This window comes from Bradyrhizobium viridifuturi, assembly GCF_001238275.1.
Classification (GTDB): domain Bacteria; phylum Pseudomonadota; class Alphaproteobacteria; order Rhizobiales; family Xanthobacteraceae; genus Bradyrhizobium; species Bradyrhizobium viridifuturi.
This window is the reverse complement of sequence record NZ_LGTB01000013.1, coordinates 126,337-147,241: the sequence shown is the minus strand read 5'-3', so window position 1 is coordinate 147,241 and position 20,905 is coordinate 126,337. Positions and strand designations below refer to the sequence as shown.

The following is a 20,905-nucleotide window of genomic DNA, read 5'->3' as shown; positions in this document are numbered from 1 at the left end:
CGGTTCGATCCTATTGAAAGGTACTGAGACATGAAACGCGTGCAATTGATCATTGGCGTCGTCGCTTCCCTCGTGGCGACGGGCGCGGCCGCCCAAACCGTTGATCTGACCGGCACTTACCAATGCGTCCAGTCCTGCCGAGGCGGCATGTTCGCTCATATCACGCAGAACGGGCCGGAACTCAACCTGGTGACTGAAGCCGGAGTGGCGTCGCGCGCCTGGCCGGATTGGTTTTACCCTGGCAGCCGAATTTGGATCGACGCCTACAATATGAGTGCTGTCTACACGCCCGATGGCTTCACGATCCAATTCGACAACGGAACGATTTGGCAGCGTGAGCTTCCGCCGCCGCCACCGCCGCCTCGGCGGGCCAGGTAGGGGGGGCTCCGTAGTTTTACGGGGTCGGCAAACCCGGTTCCAGCCGTTTGTCCTGAATCAAATGCGCCCCTCCGCCGTCCGCTTAGCATCGGCCCAGGTTAAAGGGAGTGCGACGATGCTGGTAAGAACCAATGCACTGACCCGCAGATCGATTGACGGCCCCTTGGCCACCCTTGCCGGGGATCAGGTGGCATGTAGCGAATTCCGGTATCGCAGGGGCGCGGAGGTCTTCGGCGAGGGAGAGCCAGCGGAATACGCCTACCAAGTCATCTCTGGTGCAATCCGAACCTACAAGTTGCTCTCGGATGGCCGCAGGCAGATCAACTCGTTTCATCTGCCGGGCGACATCTTCGGGCTCGAGAACGGACGCGCACACCGCTTCAGCGCCGACGCGGTCGTTGAAACTGAAGTTCGAATTACGAGAAGGCACAGCCTCGTCGACGTGATGAAAAGGCGCGAGACGGAGACCAACCTGGTCGACCTTGTTACCCGGAATCTGCAGCACGCCGAAAATCACATGCTTCTGCTCGGCAGGAAGACGGCGCTCGAAAAGGTCGCCGCATTCCTTTTGGAGATGGATGAGCGGCTGGCTCATCCGAACGTGATGGTTCTGCCGATGGGACGGCGCGACATCGCCGACTACCTTGGACTGACACTGGAAACGGTATCGCGCGCGCTTTCGTCGCTGCGCGATGAGCACATGTTGCGATTTGATGGGCAGACACAACGGGAGGTCGTGCTGCTGGACCGGATTCGACTAGCGGAACTGGACAGCTGAAGTCGCCATCGGCCTATTCGTCTATGTCCTGCTCGATCGTCCGCGCCGGCGCTCCGTTGTGGGCGGCGGCGAATTGTGCGAGCGGCAGTGACGTCCTGAGAGACAGCAAGTTGGGATCGACGACCTCCAGCGTCAACGTCGTTCCCTTCTCCATGTCCTTGACAAATCGCGGGCTTGCGACGTCGGCCGCAATGCACCCGTTAGTTAAACACCAGCTATAGGGGATCACGCTGGGCTTTTCCTCGTCAACCTGCAGCTTGGCGGGGATGCGCAAATACATGCCGACAGGTACGAACACCTGGATCCGTGCCGCGCGGTCGCCCTCGCGCTTGATCAGATCGATCCGGACTGCGGTTTGCCCCGTCTCGTATGTGCCCTTGATCGAGGTCCTGCAAAGCATCGGGGCGCCTGCGGCCTTGAAGCAAAGCTTCTGCCAGGCGCCATATTTGATGTCGGTTGCCGTACGTTGCCCGCGAGGACTGATCTCGGCCGGAGCACATGTGGAATCGAGAACCGTCAAGAGGGACAGGAGTGCAGCCACCGTGCTCCGCCGAAGCCAACGTGGTGTTGTTTTGTAGGCCGATGGTGTCATGCGAGTTCTCCTGAATGCCGACGTCCCGCGTCTGCTACTTGGGCGCATCAAGGAATTTCCTCACCAGTGGCGACCAGATCGGGATCGAATCCGGCGAGCCGATGAAGAAGTGCCCTTCATCGCCGAACGGCGGCATCAGGTGATATTCGGCCTTGCCGCCCGCCGCGGTGAACGCGTTATGCATTTGCTTGGACAGAGCAGGACCAAAGAACGTGTCGTTCTCGATGTAGATCCACAGCATTGGAATGCGTGAAGTTCGACCGAAATCAGCCGTGGCCTCAACGAGCTTGTCCGGCGCGCAATTGTTGTTTGGCTTGCCGCCGACGCGGCCTCCACGACCCGCGGCGAAGGTGATGATAGCCTTCACCTGCGGAGGGTTCAGGCTGGACAGCGCGATCGAAGCCCAGCCACCGGCCGACTGGCCGATAACGATGACATTCTGGGGAAGAACACGCTTCTCGGCCACCATGTAATCGATGATCCAGAGATCGACCTGCGCGACGGCGAGCCCCGCGTCGTGGAAATTGGGATTGCTGCATTTGCCGACCTTCGAGAAGAACGGGCCATAGAGGCCGCGCTCGGGGATGTCGATCGCGGAGGCGCCATATCCAGTGCCGACGGGCGCGACCACGAGATAGCCTTGCCGGGCGAACCATTTTGCGGCGTCTCGGAACTCCACCAGCGGAAAGAAGCTGCGCTCGGCCGGATTGAGCGACACGCCGTGATTCATGATCGCCAGCGGGAAGGGACCTTCGCCGACCGGCCGGACGAGATAGGCGAACATCGGGAGTGGCAAAGGCAGCGCCCAGATTTCTTCCTGGATGCGTCGTGGCGGGGATTCTTCCGCGGCTCGTGCCGGCACAATGAAGCAGCTGAGCAAGAGCAGGGCCGCTGCCGTTCGCCATTGGATCGAGCAGTTGAGCCGCATCCCAGCCTCCCTCAGCCGGCAGACGTAGCCGCGACGATGATCGGACCGAGCACGGTCAACAACACGTTCCCCACCGCGTAGGGCACGGCCACGCCTAGCACCGGCGTCTGGCTCTCGGCGACCTCGCAGACACCCGTCACCGCAGCATCGACGGTCATTGCCCCCGCCAGTGCACCGCAGGTAACGACCGGGTTCATGCGGAGCACGTGGCGAGCGAACAGTGTTGCGACCATGAGCGGCACCAGGGTGACCACGAAGCCCATCCCGACCAGCAGTCCACCCTGCGTTTGAATTGCCAGCCAGGCCGCGTGTCCGTTGCCGAGGCCGATAGCAGCGATGAAGCCGCCGAGGCCAAGATCGCTCAGTGTTTGCTGCGCAGCGGGCGGCATTGCGCCGATGGTCGGTCGGCGGGAACGCAGCCATCCGCAAACGAGCCCGGCGACCAGCGCGCCGCCGCCGCCACCCAGTGTCAGCGCGATTCCCCCGATCTTCAGGCTGACAAGGCCCGCAAGCAGCCCGACGGCGATGCCGGCCGCGAGGAAGGAAATGTCGGTGCGGTCGCTGGAGCGGAGAATTTGTCCAACCTGCGCTGCAGCGCGTTCGATGTTGTGGCTCGTCCCGACCAGCGTCATGACGTCCCCGACATAGATGCGGGTGTCCGCACTCAATGGAACGTCACGCCCCATTCGTGTCAGTGCGCGCAAAAATACGCCGCGCGCGTCAGTCCCAACGCGGTTCGCAACGTCTTGTACCGAGCGGCCGTGCAGCTTTCGGCTATCGACCAGGACGTCGATCACGTTGCCCGGCATAGCTTCAGGATCTCGTCGGCATCAATCTCGGTACCGATCGCCGGGCGCGCGCGAACGATGGCCGCCGTTGGGCCCGCGATCACGATGTCATCGCCAGCTTCGAGAACGGTGTCGAGATGAGGCTCAATATCGCGTCCCTCACGGACGATGCGTTCAATCACGGTCCGGCCGCCGATCTCCTCCTCGATCGCCTTGACCGTGCGACCCGTGGACACCGAGACGCGATAAGCGCGTGCCTGGAATTTCCGGTAGTGCAGGTTCTCGGTCTTTGGCGGTTCACCACCCGAAAGCTCGATCTCGAGCTTCTTCGCCTCGTCCTTGAGGTTGATCCCCATCAGTTTCGGCGCGATGAACGGGACGTAGATGAGCGTCAGGATATAGCCAAGCACGTACGTCACGGCATACCCGGCTGCGATGTTCGCCTCCTGCTGCTCAAGCAAGGCCTTCGGCAGCCCGAGCTGCGCGAGCGCGCCTGACGCCGTGCCGATTACAGAGGATTGGGTCAGCGCGCCGGCGGCGAGCCCCGAGGCGGTGCCCGGACCGAGCCCGAAGGCGGAAGCGAAGACGAGTACGACCAGGAGTCCTGTACCCCCGAGTACGAGCGCCATGGCAACCTGGGCCAAAGTACGGATACTCAACGATGCAAAGAATTCCGGTCCCGACTTGTAGCCGATCGTGAACACGAACAAGCTGAACAGGATCGTTCGCAATACTGGTGGGAACGCGAAGTTGCCCAGCTGCCCGATCAGAACCGCCACGATGAGGACACACGCGGTGGTCCCGATCGAAAAGCCGTGTATCTTGATCCGGCCCAGGACAGTGCCGATGGCGACGGCCAGGAGCAGAAAGATTTCAGGGGCCGTGGAGATGATCCACCTGACGGTCTCCATAATCGCTATCCCCGGGGCGTGATCTTTGAAGGATATAATTCTTCAAGGTCCGCCCAAGGCTTGATTCAGATCAACGCTTTCCTGGCCTGAGCATCTTCCCTGAGCCGAAGCCAAGTCAGCGAAGTCGTGGGCATGAGCTCATTCGATATTGCCGTTCGCCCACCGCTACGAGGCGAAGAAACGGTGCTAGTCGCACTCCTGCTTGCGTTTGTCGGCGGTTATATCGACGCCTATACTTGGGTGGTTCATGGTGTGATGGCCAATGCACAGACGGCGAACCTGATCTTTCTCTGGGTCTATGGGACCGCAGGCGAATGGACCAGGGCAATAGAGTTTGTCCCGCCGATGCTGGCCTTTGCAGCTGGCGTCGCAATTGCGTCGTTGCTTCGGGGGGCGTCCAGTGGACGGGCGAGGGCGATCGCTACGTTGATGGAGCTCGTCGTGCTGATCGCCATTGGCATCCTTCACAATCGTATGCCGGATATCGCCGGCACCCTGGGCGTCTCCTTCGTTGCGGCAATCCAGGCAGCCATGTTTACCAAGATCGAAGGAGCGTCCTACAGCACGGTGATGATCACCGGTAACCTGCGCCAGGCGATCGAGAACGTCTACGCGGTCGTCTCGCGAGCAGATCCGTCCGCATCTGTGCGCCGCTCAGGCATTTTTGCTGCGGTCTGCGTTCTGTTCGGTCTAGGTGCCGCGGCCGGTGCCTTCGCAACCAGGATGATTCCCGATCTGACGTTGGGGATACCCGTCACAGCTCTGTTGGTTGTGCTGCTGCGTTGTGAAGCCAGGCGTTCGAGTTGCAGAAATGAATGAACGATCCGAGCCGCGCGCGAACTGGACGCGGTTTCTTCCGTTCGGGACTTGGCTTGGCGCCTACCGTCGCGAGTGGCTCGCGTCGGATGCGATCGCCGGTGTGACGCTGGCTGCCTATGCAATTCCGGTTTCGCTCGCTTACGCGGCGATGGCTGGTCTGGCTCCACAAGTCGGCATCTATGGCTACATGCTTGGCGGGCTCGGCTACGCCGCGTTTGGCACGTCGCGGCAGCTCGCCGTCGGTCCGACTTCCGCGATCTCCTTGATGATCGCCGCGACAGTCGGCGCGCTCGCTGGCGGGGACGCCGTCCTATACGCGCAAATTGCCAGCCTCTCGGCCTGTGCTGTGGCTGTGTTGTGCTTCGTGGCATGGCTGTTCAAATTGAGCGTTCTGGTCCGGCTCGTCAGCGACAGCATTCTGGTCGGCTTCAAGGCCGGTGCCGGGCTAACCATCATGATGAGCCAGCTGCCGGGCCTTCTCGGCGTTGCCGGTGGCGGTCATAATTTCTTCGATCGCATCGTGAAGCTCGCCGGTCAGTTCGGTGACATCAACCTGTCGGTGCTGGCGGTTGGCGCGGTCGCGTTGTTGCTCCTCTTGCTTGGCGAACGGCTCTTACCGGGGAAGCCGGTCGGCATCGCCGTCGTGGCCCTGTCCATTGCCCTAGCGACCCTCTTGGGTCTTTCGTCGCTTGGAGTTCCGGTCACCGGAAGAATTCCGGAAGGACTGCCTGCATTGGGTTGGCCGACGTTTGGCCTTCTCGAGTTCGACGATCTGTTTCCGCTCGCGGCGGGCTGCGTCCTGCTCGCGTATATCGAAGGCGTCTCGGCAGCCAGAAGCTTTGCTGCCAAGCACGGCTATGGCCTTGACGTCCGGCAGGAATTTTTGGGCCTGGGGTTCGCAAATCTGACCACGGCTTTCGGTCATGGCTATCCGGTCGCGGGCGGCCTTTCTCAATCCGCCGTCAATGATAGCGCGGGCGCGCGAACTCCACTGGCGCTCATCGTCTGCTCACTGACGCTCGCGCTGTGCTTGCTGTTTTTTGCAGGGCTGCTGACCAACTTGCCCAAGGCAGTGCTCGCGGCGATTGTTTTTGCCGCAGTCTATAGACTGGTGGACATTCGTGCGCTGCTGCGGATGTGGCGGATCAGCCGGATTGATTTCTATGCCGCATCGATTGCGCTGATTGCGGTCTTGCTTCTTGGCATCCTGCAAGGCGTCCTACTGGCGTCGATTGCGTCGATCTTCCTGTTGCTGGCGCGAGCGTCGAATCCTAACGTCGCGTTCCTCGGCCGCTTGCCCGGAAGCGGTCGCTATTCCGATCGCGCCCGGCATGAGGGAGTCGAACCGCTGGCCGGCGTTATCGCCGTCCGTCCCGAAGCGTCGCTCCTCTATATCAATGCCGAAGGGGTTCTCGAGACCGTCTTGAGCGCAGTCCGCAACTCGCCAGACATTCGCCTGGTGATCTGCGACCTGTCAGCATCACCCTACATCGATCTGGCCGGCACGCGAATGTTGCACGATCTCTACGACGAGCTCGTCTCTCGTCGGATATCGTTGTCGATTGTCGGTGCGCACGCCCAGTTGCGTGACCTCCTTCGGGCGGAAGGCTTGGCCGAAAAGATCGACAGCAGCCAATGGCTGCGCACGCTCGACGGCGTTCTTGGCAGCGTTCAATCTAATTCCGATCAGACATCTCGCTAACGTCCAGTCGTCATTTTGCATCGCCATGGAAGTGCGGGCGGGACAAAATTCGTTCACCTGTATCTCCTGCACGACTGTTGATTTGGATCAATGGTGGGCTTCGGGGCCACTTCAGGATCGGCCATCATCGCTGGCAAGGCCCAGAAGATCGGGAGACACCCATGTCCAAGGACGCAATTCCTGCACAAAAGCGCATCGATCAGTTCTTCTCCGGCCCTGGAGCAAGAGCGGATAGTTGGCGTGACCTGGTGGAAGCCGCGAAGGCGTGGGCGCGCGATCAGAATCGCACAGGGTACGATGCGGCGCTCGCCGAATTATCGGTGACAGAGGAATTCCACGGCTATCCGGGCCTCCAGTTGATGTCCGCGTTGCGGGAAGCGGCTTCGGCCGGTGACGCCGCGACCTCAGTTTCACTCGCCACGAGGATTGCACAGGCCTTGACGACGAAATCTTTTCGTCAGCATGCCGGGGACTGGAATCTGCATGACGAGGGCAACGGCGATATCCCTGACTTGTTGCCGCCGACCTTCGGACACAAGGAAGCGCATCGTCCCTACTTCGAAACACTGATCGTCACCGGCGTGCCGTCGAATAACTGGCCGGCGCTTGCGACAGAATGGCGGAACCTGCGGCGCCCGATCGATGCCTTTGTCTATGAGCCGGTCATCGTTGGTAGTCTCGAAGATGCGTTCTGCGCGGCGCTGCTCAATGCCGATCTGGCGGCTGTCGTGATCAACGAAGGCTTTGCATTGCGATCGCGTCACAATGCGCCGATTCTGCGCAGCTTCACGAACGCGATGGGCGAACACGAGGCGTCCGATGTTTCGGCGCTGAAGCTCGCACAGATCCTCAAGCGGATCCGTCCCGAGCTCGACATCTACCTCATGTCTAATCGCGACGTCGAGGAGATGGCTGGCAATCCGGAAGCCAATGTGGCTCGTCGTATCTTCTATTCGGTGGAGGAGATTCTGGAACTGCATCTTTCGATCCTTGAGGGTATTCAGGATCGTTACGACACTCCGTTTTTCGATAATCTCAAGAAATACGCGCAGCGTCCGATCGGCACTTTCCATGCACTGCCGATCGCCCGGGGCAAATCTATCTTCAAGTCAGACTGGATTCGCGACATGGGCGAATTCTATGGCCCGAACCTGTTCCTGGCGGAGAGTAGCGCGACCACGGGAGGCCTCGACAGCTTCTGGAGCCGACCGGCAACATCAAGAGCGCCCAAGACAAGGCGGCGCGGGCGTTCGGCGCCGATCGGGTCTTCTTTGTCACCAATGGTACGTCGACCTCGAACAAGATGGCGGTCCAGGCGCTGTTGTCGCCGGGAGACATCGCGATCGTGGACCGGAACTGCCACAAGTCGCATCACTACGGGATGGTTCTGGCCGGTGCCCAGCCGCTTTATGTCGAGGCGTTTCCGATGACGGAATACTCGATGTATGGCGCAGTCCCGCTAAAGACCATTAAGCAGGCGCTGTTGAATGCCAGGGCCGACGGCCGGCTCGACCGGGTGAAGATGGTAGACCTCACCAATTGCACCTTCGACGGCCACATCTACAACACTCGTCGGGTGATGGAGGAATGCCTCGCGATCAAGCCGGATCTGATTTTCCTGTGGGACGAGGCTTGGTTCGGCTTTGCACGCTTCTCGCCATTTCTTCGTCCTCGCACTGCGATGGGCGCCGCTAACGACATCGAAGCGTGGATACACGATCCGAAGTCGATTGCGAGCTATGAGAAGCAGCGAGCTGAACTCGGCAAGAATCCCTCCGATGACCTGCTGCTCAAGACCCGCCTGATCCCGGACCCCAGGCAAATCCGGCTGCGCGTCTATCAGACCAACTCGACTCACAAATCGATGTCGGCGATCCGGCAGGGTTCGATGCTGTTCGTCAAGGATGTCGAATTTCACACGGTTGAGCAGCAGTTCAAGGAGGCTGTCTTCACGCATGCCTCGACCAGCCCAAATCAGCAGCTCATCGCCAGCCTCGATGTCGCCCGCCGGCAGATGGAGTTGGAAGGGTATGGCCTCGTGGCGAATGCGATGGAGATCGCGCTCGCGATCCGGCAGGCAGTTAACAACAACCCGCTGATCTCGAAATACTTCCGCATACTTGATGCGTCGGCAATGGTGCCGGTTGCCTATCGGCAAACTGGGTTTGTCGACTATCTCGCGCCCGGCGCCAATTGGGCATTAGCGCTGAAGAGCCTGCAGGATGATGAGTTCTGCCTCGATCCGACCCGGATGACCCTAGTCTGCGGTACCGCAGGCTTTGACGGGACGCAGTTCAAGGGGATTCTGGCGAGCCAGTACGGCATCCAGGTCAACAAGACGTCGCGCAACTCCGTGCTGCTGCAATCGAACATCAACAACACCCGCAGCGACGTCGCGCACTTGATACGCGTGCTGTCTGAAATCGCCAGCGAAGTCGATCGCGGCCTGGCGCAGGGCGGTGCGAACGCCAAAAAGACCTCCGAGACGCGGGTGAAGAGTCTGATGCAGGATGTGCCCAACCTGCCCAACTTCTCGCATTTCCATCCAAGCTTCCGAGGCGACGCCGGGTCGAAGACCAATGAGGGTGACATCCGGACTGGCTTCTATGCTGCGTATGATGCCGTGGGTTGCGAGTTCATCCGCCTCTCCGATCCCGAAATTGATCGTCGTCTGAAGGCGGGTCCTGAGCTCGTCTCCGCCAATTTCGTCATTCCGTATCCACCGGGTTTTCCGATCATGGTGCCCGGTCAGGTGATTACTCAGGAAACCATCGACTTCATGCGCAAGCTCGATGTGAAGGAGATCCACGGCTATGACGCCAAGGAAGGGTTGAAGCTCGTTCGCACCGAAGCCTTGGCAAAGATCGGCAAGCCCAGGCCTGCGGCTGCTCCGAAGCTGAAGGCCGCATCCTAGAGGGGGCGAACATGCAGGGCCTATTCACGTTTCTGCAGCAGAATCCATATCTGCTGCTGTTCTTCGTCGTCGGTCTGGCAGTGTGGATCGGCAGGGCCAGCATAAAGGGCTACGGGCTCGGCATGGTTGCGGGCGCCATCGTGGTCGGTGCGGGCCTCTCGGTGTGGGCCTCAACCTACGGCGTGAAGCTCGAGCTCAACAACTTCGCCAAAAGCTTGTTCTACTATCTGTTCATGTACGGCGTCGGTCTGCGCGTCGGCCCCTCCTTCATCAACAGCCTGAAGGGGGATGGTCTCAAGTTTTGCATCCTCGCCGTGGTGTCGAGCGTGCTGGGGCTCGCTCTTGTCGTCGTGTTTGCGAAGCTGTTCGCGCTTCCGATCGGCGCGGCCGGCGGCATGCTGGCGGGCTCGCAGACGATGTCGGCCGCGATCGGTTCAGCCGAACAGGCTATCACCTCGGGCGTGGTCAAGCTGCCCGCGGGCATGAAGCCCGAGGATGCGTCGGGCATGATCGCATTGTCCTATGGCATCACCTACATCTGGGGTACCGTCGGAATCATCCTGATCTGCAAATATCTACCACGCTGGTGGGGCGTCGATGCCAGGGCCGCGGCCAAGCAGTACGAGCGGGAATTCGGAGTCAAAGACCTCGAGGGCGGCGGTCTCACCGGCTTTCGCCAGTTCGGTCTGCGCGCGTATCGCCTGGAAAATCCGGCGCAGTTTGGCGTAACCATCGCCGGCTTCCGCAAGAGCAATCCAGAATATCGAATCGTCAACGTCTCGCGCGGCGGTGAGCCACAGGGCGCCGATCCTGACTTCGTGCTGCAGAAGGGTGACATCATCGCGCTCGGCGGCTCGACCGAGCATCTCACGGAAAAGATGGGCCTGATTGGCCCCGAGGTCGCGGATCCCAAGGCTCTCGGCATCCCGATGGACCAGGCCGATATCCTGGTTACCAACAAGGATGTTGTCGGACGGACCTTCGAGTCTTTCCGCGGCGAAGCGATTGCGGGTCAATTGCAGGTCACCAAGGTTGAGCGGGGAGGCGTGCAAATCCCCGCTGGTTTGAAGACCGAGTTGCAACGGATGGATATCGTCTCGGTGGTCGGACTGAAGTCGGCCGTCAATGAGCTCGGGGAGATGTGGGGACGTATCGCGCGGACGAATACGTCGACCGACCTGCTGACGCTCGCCGTGGGCATGATTGTCGGGTTCCTGATCGGCATGATCGAATTTCCGGCCTTCGGCGCGAAGGTTGGGCTCGGCAATGCCGGCGGCCTGCTGCTATCGGGAGTGATCGTCTCCTCGATCGTGTCAAGGCTACGCTTTTTCGGCAACACGCCGAATGCGGCGCGCAACGTGCTGGAGGATCTCGGCCTCGTTGTCTTTGTGGCGATCGTCGGCGTCAATGCCGGTGCCGGGCTGCTCGCGCAACTCACGGGCGCGGTCGCGCTGAAGATATTTGTTGCGGGCTTCATCGCCTGCACGGTGCCGCCGTTTATCGTCTGGGCGATCGGCTATCACATCTTCAAGATCAACCCGGCTGTACTGATGGGCGGCGTGGCTGGGGCGCGGTCGCATTCCGGCCCTTGCCGGGAGGCTGCGGTCGAAATCCAGAGCTCGGTGCCCTGGATTGGTTTTCCTGTCGGCTACGCCGTCTCGGGTATCCTGCTCACTGTGTTCGGCTACTTCGCGATGCTATTGGCGCAATAGTCCAAGATTATTGATCGAGGGAAACGGAAATGGGAAAAATTGCCAGACGTACAGTTCTCGTGATGCTGCTCACGGGTCTTGCAGCTTTTAGCACCGCGGCCCGAGCAGAGACCGGTCATGTTGCCGTGATCTTCACCAAAGGCGGCCTGATTGTCGGAGTTGGCGGCGGCGAGGGCGTGCTGACCCTCAGAGGCAAGCATTATCCCTTCACCGTTTCCGGCATGAGCGTAGGCTTCACGATCGGCGCTTCCACCACGAAGCTTGTGGGCAGAGCCATCAATCTGCGGGGGCCGGGATCGATCGAGGGAAGCTACGGTGCTGCGGGCGCCGGTGGTGCGCTTGCGGCTGGTGCTGGGGGTGTCCAGCTGCAGAACGCCAATGGTGTGATTCTCCAGCTCAGCGGACCGAAAGTCGGCGCCGAGCTGTCAGCGGCCGTTGGCGGGGTGACGATCCGTCTGAAATAGTTCGGAAGCAATCTCAGGAGCAGGGCCGCCGATTTGCGGCCCTCTTCTGGTCAATATTGCTGAGCTACAAAGCTCATTCCGCGCAAGCTGGCCTGATCATTGTAGCGCCCTTTGTCGGACCGCTTCGGCAGCTTGACCTTGTCCTTCTTGATCCGTTTGTAGGGAATTGCTTTCAGGATATGGGAGATGCAATTCAATCGTGCGCGCCGCTTGTCGTCGGAACGAATGATGGTCCATGGCGCGTGTTTTACATTGGTCGCCTTGAACATGAGGTCGCGCGCCCGTGAATAGTCGTACCAGCGACGGTAGGATTCCAAATCCATCGGGCTCAGCTTCCATTGCCGCAGGGGATCGTCGATACGCGCGTTGAAGCGGCGCTCCTGCTCGTCCATTCCGACTTCAAGCCAGAGCTTGATCAGGATGATACCGCCCTCAACGATGTACTTCTCGATCTCCGGGCAGAGGGACAGGAAACGATGATGCTCCGCTGGCGTGCAGAATCCCATTACAAACTCGACGCCGGCGCGATTGTACCAGCTTCGATCGAAGATCACGATTTCGCCTGCGGCCGGAAAATGCTGCATGTAGCGCTGCAGAAATAGCTGCGTCTTCTCGCGGTCGGACGGGGCGGGAAGGGCGGTTACGCGAAATACCCGCGGGCTGACTTTCTCCGTCATTGCCTTGATCGTCCCGCCTTTGCCTGCCGCGTCCCGACCTTCAAACAGGATGATGACACGGGCTCCGCTCGCCCTGACCCATTCCTGAAGTTGGCAGAGTTCGACCTGCAGCTTCTCCAGCTCCTTTTCGTAAGGTTTTCGTTTCATCGTCGCCCGGGCGCCATCCTTTGCCATGCCGGCCTCTTCCATATCCGGTTGTGATGATAGGCAGATCAGTCGCCCCAGGAAATCGTGATACCGATATCTCCTGGCACGCCGCTCGAGAAGTCGATCACCTGATAGCCGATGCGATAGCCGCGCGGCTTGAGGTAGTCGGACCAGAGCTGAAAAATTTCCTTGGGGATGCCAGTCAATGTTTTCTCCCAGCCCGCCTCGCGTTGATTGATCGCACGTCCCTTGTCGGTGCAGAGCGAATTGGGAAAGCGATATACCTCAACTTCAGTCAGCCCGTTCCGGACCGCGCGCTGGATGATGTTCGCCGCCAGCTGGATCTTTTCCTCTTCCGTCTTGCCGGACGGCTTGCTGAGACGCTCGATCAGAGCCCTCTTTTCGGCTTCAGCGGCCGCTGCAAGCCGGGCGTATTCGTCGACCTTTTCAGCCTCCTTGAGGGCGGCCTCCTTGCGGATTTGCGTTGCACTCGGGATCAGATCGTCAAGTTGGGCCATGGCTCGTCGCTCCTGGGGATATCCTTGCTCGCGCCAAGGCTAGGTCGGACAGGGCGCATTCCCTTGATTCAAATCAAGCGTCGGTCCGACCGGGCTGCTCACAGTGCCGCCGGGGTCCTGCGCATGCGGGGCCTCCCGTCCTGGGAGAGATCATTGAGCGAACAGCTTCACCCGATGGCACCGCACCATTTGCCGTTCTATCTGGCCTCCGGAAGCGAGGTTGACACGCTCATGGTGGTGATGGGCCTCTTTTTGGTCGGTGCGGTGTTTTGGGTCGGTACCCTCTACTGGCGTCTGCACAGCCTGCCTGAGCGTATGGCGCACAAGTCGCAGAAGCTGCAGTTCGAGATCGTCGCGGTGCTCGGCCTAATCTCGCTGTTTACGCACATTCACGCCTTCTGGGTGGCAGGTCTTCTATTGGCCCTGATCGATATTCCCGATTTTGGCACGCCGCTGCGAAGCATCGCCGATTCGGTAGAAAAGATTGCCGATCGGGATTCCGGCGATGAAACGGGGCGGGTAAACGGTGAGGCGGTCTTGGACCCGTCAAAGGCCGAACCTGTGCTGAGGGAGCATCACAATGCTTGAGATCATCATTTGCTCCCTCGTGACGATCCTGCCCGACTATCTCTTTCGCCGCTATGTGCAGGGCAAGCGATTCGGCAAAGAGATCACGTTCTACTCCGTCTGGTATGAGCTCAGGTGGGGGATCACTGGCTGCCTGATGCTGACCGTCTCCCTGATCACTTTGATCTTCTATTTCCATCCGGCGACCACCAATGCGACGCTCTATTTTCGCACCGTGCCGATCCTTCCGGAAGGCTCTGGCCGAGTTGCGGAAGTTGATATCGGCTTCAGCCAGCCGGTGAAAAAGGGCGACGTGCTGTTCAGGCTGGACAGCTCGAAGCAACACGCAGCGCTCGAAACCGCCAAGCGAAAGATCGCTGAGGTCGATGCATCACTGATCGCGGCCGAGGCGGACGTCGTGAAGGCCGAGGCGCAGGTCCAGGAAGCGAAGAGCAATCTGCAGCAGGCAAGGGACGAGCTCGACGTCAAAAGCGAGCTGCAGCGCCGCAACCCGGGAATCGTGCCGCAGCGCGACATCGAGAAGCTGCAGGTGCTGGTAAACCAGCGGCAGGCCGGCGTCGATGCCGCGGCCGCCTCAAGGCAATCCGCTGATCTGCGGGTTTCAACGTTGCTTCCGGCTGAAAAGGCAAGTGCGCAGGCCGCGCTCGACCAGTCGCAGGTCGATCTCGACAAGACCGTTGTGCGAGCCGGCGTCGACGGCCGGGTCGAGCAGTTCGTACTCCGAGTGGGCGACGTAGTGAACCAGCTGATGCGTCCGGCGGGCGTGCTTATTCCGGAAGGAGCCGGTCAAGAAAAGTTGCAAGCTGGATTTGGCCAGATCGAGGCTCAAGTCATCAAGGACGGCATGGTGGCCGAAGCCACCTGCATCTCAAAGCCATGGGTCATCATCCCAATGGTGGTGACATCCGTTCAGGACTATATCGCCGCCGGACAGTTTCGCGGCGGAGATCAGTTGCTCGAAGCGCAGAATGCTGTGAAGCCGGGTACAATTCTCGCGCTCCTGGAGCCGCTTTACAAGGGCGGTCTGGACGGGGTGACACCTGGCAGCAGCTGTATCGTCAACGCCTATACCAGCAACCATGAGACCATAACGTCGAAAGATACGAGTACGGGCCGAGCCATTGCGCTGCATGTGGTCGATGGAGTCGGACTCGTGCATGCTTTGCTGCTGCGGATTCAGGCGTTGCTGCTCCCGATCAAGACGCTGGTTCTTAGCGGTCACTGAGACAGTGACATTGAGGAGACATCGGATGAAGCCGTATGGCAGGATATGCGCGATTGTTGCCGTGCTCGTGGCCTCCGGCGATTGCGCGCAAGCATATGACCTGACGGGTGCTTGGGCCACGAGCGCTGATCAATGCAGCAAGGTATTCGCGCGCAAAGGTCGAGCAAGCCAGGTCGCGTTCGCAAACTTTTCGGGAATCTATGGTGGCGGCTTCATCGCGGAACCAAGTCGCCTGAGGGGAAAGTTCGAGACTTGTGCAATCAAGTCGCGGAAAGAGGACGGTCAGACGATCAATATGGTCGTTGGCTGCGCGTCGGGCGTCATGACGTCCAATATTCAGTTTTTCATCAAGACCGTGGATGAAACGACCATCGTGAGGCAGTTCCCTGGCATCGATGGAATGGAGGTGACTTATCACCGCTGCCAAATCTGACGGTAGCGACTGTCGGCAATCGAGTGTGCCCAAAGCGGACACGCCGCGTGCCGCTTCCCTTGATCTCGATCAACGATTCTCGACTGGCAGGACTGATGTTAACGGGCATTGATGTCGATGGAGGATGCGATGATCCATTTGGGCCGGGTTCTGCTCGCGATCGTCCTCATGGCGACGACGGCGGTTGCCGCAACAGCGCAGACCGGCGGTAACCCTCCAGCCGCATCCAGTCAGCCGCAATCGGGGACGCCGTCACAGGCCGACCAATTGCTGAAGCCCGAGCAGCTCGAAGCGCTGGTCGCTCCGATTGCGCTCTACCCTGACACTTTGCTCGCCAACGTCCTGGCGGCTTCGACTTATCCGCTCGAGGTCGTCCAGGCCGACCGCTGGCTGAACGCGCGCAAGAACCTCAAAGGGGACGCGCTCAAGGCGGAAGTCGACAGGCAGGCCTGGGACGAAAGCGTGAGAGCGCTCACCAGCACATCGGACGTGCTCTCGATGATGAGCGATAAGATCGATTGGACCAAGAGCCTGGGCGATGCGGTGCTGGCCCAGCAGGCGGACGTCATGGATGCGATCCAGCGGCTTCGCAGCAAGGCACAGGCCAACAACAAGCTGGTGACTACCAAGCAGCAGAAGGTCAGCGTCCAGACCCAGGAGAGCAAGCAGGTGATCGTGATCGAGCAGACCGATCCGAACACGGTCTACGTGCCGTATTATGATCCCGCGACGGTCTATGGCGCTTGGCCCTATGCAGACTACCCGCCCTATTACTTCGGCTATCCGTCCTACATCGGCGCCGGCGTGATCGCCGCCGGCCTCGCCTTCGGGACCGGGTGGGCGATCGGACGCTGGGGCAATTACTGGGGCGGCGGCTGCAACTGGGGAAATCGCAACGTCTATGTGAACCATTTCAACAAGATCAACAATGCCGGCAATGGCTGGCAACACAATCCTGCGCATCGCCAGGGCGTCCGATACAACAACAGCAATGTCCAGCAGCGCTTCGGCGGCAACAATGATCGGGCCGGTGCCGGCGATCGAATGAACTACCGCGGTCGCGATGGTCAGCAGGTTCTCAAGCCCAGCGGCGATCGCCCGGGGACTGATCGTCCAGGTGGAGATCGCGCAGCGGATCGGGCGGGGGATCGTGCAGGCGATCGTGGCGGAGATCGTGCGGGTGATCGCGCCAAGGGGGGCGACCGTGCAGGGGCCGCCGATCGTGGCAAGGGTGGCGACCGCGCGGGTGCTGGCAACAAGGCCAAGGGCGGCGGCGATCGCGCCAGGACGAGCGACCGCAGCCGCAATGCCTCGCGCGGTGGAGGCGGCAATGGACGGCGCGACGGAGCGCTCGGTAACGTCTCTTCGGGGCGCGCAGCCGCTCTGCAGTCCGCGCGCGGGCAGGTGAGCCTCGCTGGACGGAGCGGCGGTGCCAACTTTGCTGCCCGCGGTGGCGGAGGCTACGGCGGCGGTGGTTTCCGCGGCGGAGGCGGAGGTGGCGGCTTCCGTGGCGGCGGCGGGGGTGGTCGGCGATCGGACATTGCGCTCAAGCACGATATCGAACTGCTTGGGCATCTCGCCAACGGCCTCGGCTATTACCGCTTCAGTTATCTCGGCAGCAGCAAAGCGTATGTCGGCGTAATGGCGCAGGAGGTCGAGCAGATCATGCCGGCGGCTGTGACGCGCGGCGCCGACGGTTATCTGAGGGTCTACTACGACAAGCTCGGCCTTAAGTTCCGCAGCTATGACGACTGGCTTTCTGCCGGCGCAAAGCTTCCATCCCCCTCGGAGTCATCGCGATGACAGGCCGCTCGCAGTTCCGACTGAACCGTCTTGCTTTCGTCAGCATTGCGGCGGCAACGGCACTCGCCCTGTTGTCGCCCGTGCGAGCCCAACAAGGCTTCGCGAGCCCGGAGGAAGCGGCGGCGGCTCTGGCGACGGCCGTCAAATTGGGCACAAGCAGGGCTATGTTAAGGGTATTGGGGCGTGATGCCGCTGATATTATCGAGTCCGGCGACGACGTCGCCGACGCCGACGCGCGGCAGCGTTTCTTGACTGCTTACGACGCCGCGCATACGATCAAGGCTGATCAGCACAAGAAGGCCACGCTGATCCTCGGCAAGGACGACTTCCCGTTCCCAATCCCGATCGTCAATGGCCGCGATGGCTGGAGCTTCGACGCTGCGGCAGGCCGTCGCGAAGTTCTCTATCGTCGGATCGGGCGCAATGAACTTGACGCGATCCAGACCTGCCTTGCCTATGTCGATGCTCAAAGAGAATACGCCGACAGGGATCGCGGTCAGGGAATAGGAGCTTATGCTCAGCGTATCGTCAGCAGTCCCGGCAAGACGGATGGCTTGTTTTGGCGCGACGACAATAACCCAAGTCCACTCGGCGAGTTTGCAGCCCGGGCTGCTATCGAAGGCTACAAGGCTGGAGAGCAAAGCGCGCCTTACCACGGCTACTATTATCGGATCCTGAAGGCGCAGGGATCGGACGCTCCCGGCGGGGCGCTCAATTATGTGGTGAAAGGCAAGATGATCGGCGGCTTCGCATTGGTCGCCTATCCCGCCGAATACGGCAACTCCGGCGTCATGACCTTCCTGGTGAGCCATGCCGGTGCGGTCTATCAGAAGGATCTCGGTTCACGCACCGATTTCGTCGGCAAGCGCATGATCCTCTTCGACCCGGATCACACCTGGAGGAAGGTCGATCCAAGCAATCCTTGACGGAAGGGCACTTGCGATGTTCAGATTCTCGGTGCGTTGTCTATCGCTGTTGTTGCTTACGTGTGCTTTCTCTTCCCCGTCCTTCGCTCAGGCTAGCGGGCACGTTCAGGTCAAATTCGTGAAGGCCGCTCTGATCGTCGGTGGCGGCGGGGGAAGCGGCATCCTTACGTTCCGCGGGCGGCACTATCGGTTCACCGCGTCCGGCTTCAGCCTCGGGGTAAGCGCGGGTGCTTCCACGAGTTGGTTGGAAGGTACCGCATCGGGCATCCGAGAGATCAACGATTTCGCCGGCAACTATACGCTCGTTGGGGGAGGCGGCGCATGGGCCGCGGGTATGGGCGCAGCAAGCTTGCGAAACGAACATGGCGTGGTGCTCATGCTCAGAGGGCCAAAAGCCGGGCTGGAATTTGCAGCCAATCTTGGCGCGCTCACGATTTCATTGAGGTGAGTGTGAATTCGCTTGTCGTTGTTGTCCGCTTCCCGGGCCACCAAGCGGCCTGCGGATATGCCCGATGACATCGGGCTCGGCTAATCTGGACGAAAAGGCGATCCCTCGGCTGGCCGACTGTGGCGATCGGTTTACGAATGCGGTCGAGGAGCGCCTTCAAAGGCAAAGCGTGCTTCACGATCGGCGACTTGAGAACGATATAGGAGAAATACTTTTCAATTCCGACGTTGCGTTCAAGCAGATTTTCCATCCGCTCTTGGTAGTGCGAGATGCTGCGACGAACGAATCTGAGAAGATAATCGTAGCCGCCGCTGATGAGATGACATTCCATCAGCGTTCGGCGTCTCGATCATGGCATCATCATCCCGCCCACATATTCAACCAGCTGATCGACGAAGGATAGGAACGCGGCACCGCCTTGGCTTCGCCTGCGTCCTAGCCCGGTTGCGCGCGAGTCCAAGACGACCCGGCTCGGTTGGCTTATCGCTGTCCCGGACCGCGTCACGCGGCGTTCGAAAAAATATCGATCTGGGACGCGCTCGAGGTACCAATGAGATTTGCTGGGCGAACCGCCCTGGTGACGGGTGGTGGAACGGGAATTGGCGCAGCCGTTGCGCGGCGCCTGGCTTCGGAGGGCGCCAAGGTCGCGGTCATGGGCCGGCGCCGCGAGCCCCTGCGCGAACTCGCTGACGAGACCGGCTGTCTCGTCGTGCAGGCCGACGCCGCAGACGGCGCAGCGGTCCGCGCCGCGCTAGGCGAAATTCGGGGCAAGTTCGGCAAGCCGGATATTCTCGTCGCGAATGCGGGCGGCCATGGGGTCGGCCCGACCATTTCAATGACCGACGAGACGTGGGCGCTGTCGACGCGCCTCAACCTTGATACGGCGTTCGTTTGCGCGCGCGAGACCCTTCCGGACCTGATCGAGCGACAGGGCGCCATTGTAATCGTTGCATCGATTGCCGGCCTGTTTGCGGGCCCGCAGGCCGCCGGCTACGTGACCATGAAGCATGCCTGCATCGGCCTCGGCAAGTCGCTGGCTCGCGACTACGGCCGCAGCGGCGTACGGACCAACACGGTCTGCCCAGGCTGGGTCGCGACCGCCTTGGCCGACGAGCAGATGCAGGTCCTTGTCGAGAAGCACGGTCTTTCCTCGATCGAAGAAGCCTATCGCCTGGTGACCAAGGATGTGCCCCTTGGCCGGCCGGCGACGCCGGAAGAGGTTGCCAACGTCGTTTGCTTTCTGGCTTCGGACGAGGCGAGCGCGATGAACGGCTCGATCCTGACGGTGGATGGCGGCGCCACCGTGGTCGATCTGCCGACGCTGGCGTTCGTCGAGTAGGGAGGGAGTCTGAAATGGAGCAAGCAAGCCGGCCTGCCGACTGGAAACATTTCGATGATTTCGCCGCCGGCATCGCCACCAATCGCCTGCCGGTCACGGACAGGCTCGCGGGCAGGTCGCTCGATATCACGCTGCAAAACGGGCGTGCGGTCAGACTGAATTTCACCTCCGCGGACCGGGTTGAATGGGCGGAGGGGAGCGCATCGGGACAGGACTGGTACGAGGCGATCGATGTGGCGCCGGACGTGCTCTTCGTCAACATGACGCTGTCCGGGCGGCCGGACGAAGATGAAGCCTTCATCGTCAATCTCAGCACTCGCCGGGTCCTGTCGGTGCGGGAACGGGTGCGGCCGGCGAGTGAAGCGCCTGGCGAGCCGCGCGTTAGGCAAGACTATACGCCCGGCATCGTCGGCGGCCCCACGGTTCCGGCCACAGGCATGGAGCCTGCGCCGACAAGGGATCTGATCGGATTGACCGCGCACTATGAATATAGCCCGCAGCACGTCTACGAGCACGTCTATCTGAGCTCACAGCGCTACGCCTGGCAGAACATCGTCGGCGTGCAGCGAGGGCATGGTGATGTCGATCTGGCCACCACATACAAATTCGATGACAACCAGTATGTGTTCGGGTTTCGCGAGTTCATCATCCCGGTGGCGTCGATCTTCTTCTACAATTGGGATGCCATGCGCTCGACCGGGAAATTTCTCGGCGTGACCAGCCAGGGCATCATCGAAAACAAGCCCGCCGGGGCCTTCATCCAGATGAAGTCCCGGACTGTCTATGACGAGAACAAGCAACCGGTTTGACGGGGG

18 protein-coding genes and 3 pseudogenes are annotated in these 20,905 nt (G+C 60.8%); 15 read left to right on the top strand and 6 right to left on the bottom strand.

The window, feature by feature from the left end; genetic code table 11:
• The first annotated feature begins 30 nt into the window (after positions 1-30).
• Both ALC15_RS14190 and ALC15_RS14185 read left to right on the top strand, forming a co-directional pair.
• The gene (locus ALC15_RS14190; protein ID WP_050627740.1) at positions 31-378 is read left to right on the top strand and encodes a hypothetical protein; all 348 of its coding nucleotides are present in this window, start codon (positions 31-33) and stop codon (positions 376-378) included.
• Between the two features lie 115 nt (positions 379-493).
• Positions 494-1,156 (top strand): helix-turn-helix domain-containing protein, encoded by a 663-nt coding sequence (locus ALC15_RS14185; protein ID WP_050627789.1) that lies wholly within the window; start codon positions 494-496, stop codon positions 1,154-1,156.
• 13 nt (positions 1,157-1,169) lie between these two features.
• On the opposite strand, the gene ALC15_RS14180 is transcribed toward ALC15_RS14185, so the two are convergent.
• The 3 genes and pseudogenes from ALC15_RS14180 to ALC15_RS14170 form a co-directional block, all read right to left on the bottom strand.
• Positions 1,170-1,697 carry an invasion associated locus B family protein gene (locus ALC15_RS14180; RefSeq protein WP_050627739.1) on the bottom strand — a complete coding sequence of 176 codons (528 nt, stop codon included), beginning with the start codon at positions 1,695-1,697 and terminating at the stop codon, positions 1,170-1,172.
• 85 nt (positions 1,698-1,782) lie between these two features.
• Positions 1,783-2,676, bottom strand: a complete 894-nt coding sequence (locus tag ALC15_RS14175; RefSeq protein ID WP_050627738.1) for an alpha/beta hydrolase family protein — start codon at positions 2,674-2,676, stop codon at positions 1,783-1,785.
• Positions 2,677-2,687: 11 nt separating this feature from the next.
• Positions 2,688-4,375: pseudogene (locus ALC15_RS14170) on the bottom strand (aspartate:alanine exchanger family transporter).
• 132 nt (positions 4,376-4,507) lie between these two features.
• Between ALC15_RS14170 and ALC15_RS14165 the strand changes: the two are divergent.
• The 5 genes and pseudogenes from ALC15_RS14165 to ALC15_RS14145 all read left to right on the top strand — a co-directional run bounded on the left by ALC15_RS14165 (position 4,508) and on the right by ALC15_RS14145 (position 11,986).
• The gene (locus tag ALC15_RS14165; RefSeq protein ID WP_050627737.1) at positions 4,508-5,194 is read left to right on the top strand and encodes a YoaK family protein; all 687 of its coding nucleotides are present in this window, start codon (positions 4,508-4,510) and stop codon (positions 5,192-5,194) included.
• Positions 5,187-6,896 (top strand): SulP family inorganic anion transporter, encoded by a 1,710-nt coding sequence (locus tag ALC15_RS14160; RefSeq protein ID WP_050627736.1) that lies wholly within the window; start codon positions 5,187-5,189, stop codon positions 6,894-6,896. The genes ALC15_RS14165 and ALC15_RS14160 overlap by 8 nt, the downstream gene beginning before the upstream one ends.
• A 161-nt stretch (positions 6,897-7,057) precedes the next feature.
• Positions 7,058-9,810: pseudogene (locus ALC15_RS14155) on the top strand (decarboxylase).
• An 11-nt stretch (positions 9,811-9,821) separates the two neighbouring features.
• Positions 9,822-11,522: an aspartate:alanine exchanger family transporter gene (locus tag ALC15_RS14150; protein ID WP_050627735.1), complete on the top strand. Its 1,701-nt coding sequence runs from the start codon at positions 9,822-9,824 to the stop codon at positions 11,520-11,522.
• Positions 11,523-11,551: 29 nt separating this feature from the next.
• Positions 11,552-11,986 carry a hypothetical protein gene (locus tag ALC15_RS14145; protein ID WP_050627734.1) on the top strand — a complete coding sequence of 145 codons (435 nt, stop codon included), beginning with the start codon at positions 11,552-11,554 and terminating at the stop codon, positions 11,984-11,986.
• Between the two features lie 50 nt (positions 11,987-12,036).
• On the opposite strand, the gene ppk2 is transcribed toward ALC15_RS14145, so the two are convergent.
• Positions 12,037-12,837, bottom strand: coding sequence for a polyphosphate kinase 2 (ppk2, locus tag ALC15_RS14140; protein WP_050627788.1), 801 nt, complete (start codon positions 12,835-12,837; stop codon positions 12,037-12,039).
• A gap of 38 nt (positions 12,838-12,875) precedes the next feature.
• A complete protein-coding gene (locus tag ALC15_RS14135; protein ID WP_050627733.1) occupies positions 12,876-13,328 on the bottom strand; it encodes a hypothetical protein in 453 nt (150 codons plus the stop codon).
• Between the two features lie 174 nt (positions 13,329-13,502).
• On the opposite strand from ALC15_RS14135, the gene ALC15_RS14130 reads away from it, so the two are divergent.
• The 6 genes from ALC15_RS14130 (at position 13,503) to ALC15_RS14105 (ending at position 18,751) form a co-directional block, all read left to right on the top strand.
• Entirely contained in the window at positions 13,503-13,916 is a 414-nt protein-coding gene (locus ALC15_RS14130) for a hypothetical protein (protein WP_050627732.1), read from the top strand.
• Positions 13,909-15,141: an HlyD family secretion protein gene (locus tag ALC15_RS14125; protein ID WP_050627731.1), complete on the top strand. Its 1,233-nt coding sequence runs from the start codon at positions 13,909-13,911 to the stop codon at positions 15,139-15,141. Before ALC15_RS14130 ends, ALC15_RS14125 begins: the two co-directional genes overlap by 8 nt.
• Before the next feature lie 25 nt (positions 15,142-15,166).
• Positions 15,167-15,574, top strand: a complete 408-nt coding sequence (locus ALC15_RS14120) for a hypothetical protein (RefSeq protein ID WP_050627730.1) — start codon at positions 15,167-15,169, stop codon at positions 15,572-15,574.
• A 129-nt stretch (positions 15,575-15,703) separates the two neighbouring features.
• Positions 15,704-17,377, top strand: coding sequence for a DUF3300 domain-containing protein (locus tag ALC15_RS14115; RefSeq protein ID WP_050627787.1), 1,674 nt, complete (start codon positions 15,704-15,706; stop codon positions 17,375-17,377).
• The gene (locus ALC15_RS14110) at positions 17,374-18,303 is read left to right on the top strand and encodes a DUF2950 domain-containing protein (protein ID WP_050627729.1); all 930 of its coding nucleotides are present in this window, start codon (positions 17,374-17,376) and stop codon (positions 18,301-18,303) included. Before ALC15_RS14115 ends, ALC15_RS14110 begins: the two co-directional genes overlap by 4 nt.
• A 16-nt stretch (positions 18,304-18,319) precedes the next feature.
• On the top strand, positions 18,320-18,751 hold the full coding sequence (locus ALC15_RS14105; protein ID WP_050627728.1) for a hypothetical protein: 432 nt from the start codon (positions 18,320-18,322) through the stop codon (positions 18,749-18,751).
• A gap of 148 nt (positions 18,752-18,899) precedes the next feature.
• On the opposite strand, the pseudogene ALC15_RS46185 reads toward ALC15_RS14105, so the two are convergent.
• Positions 18,900-19,085, bottom strand: a pseudogene (locus ALC15_RS46185) (Lrp/AsnC ligand binding domain-containing protein); the annotation flags it as partial.
• Between the two features lie 216 nt (positions 19,086-19,301).
• On the opposite strand from ALC15_RS46185, the gene ALC15_RS14095 reads away from it, so the two are divergent.
• Complete coding sequence (locus ALC15_RS14095) at positions 19,302-20,090, top strand: SDR family NAD(P)-dependent oxidoreductase (protein ID WP_050627726.1); 789 nt, start codon at positions 19,302-19,304, stop codon at positions 20,088-20,090.
• A gap of 14 nt (positions 20,091-20,104) precedes the next feature.
• The gene (locus ALC15_RS14090; protein ID WP_050627725.1) at positions 20,105-20,899 is read left to right on the top strand and encodes a MoaF C-terminal domain-containing protein; all 795 of its coding nucleotides are present in this window, start codon (positions 20,105-20,107) and stop codon (positions 20,897-20,899) included.
• Positions 20,900-20,905 lie beyond the last annotated feature (6 nt).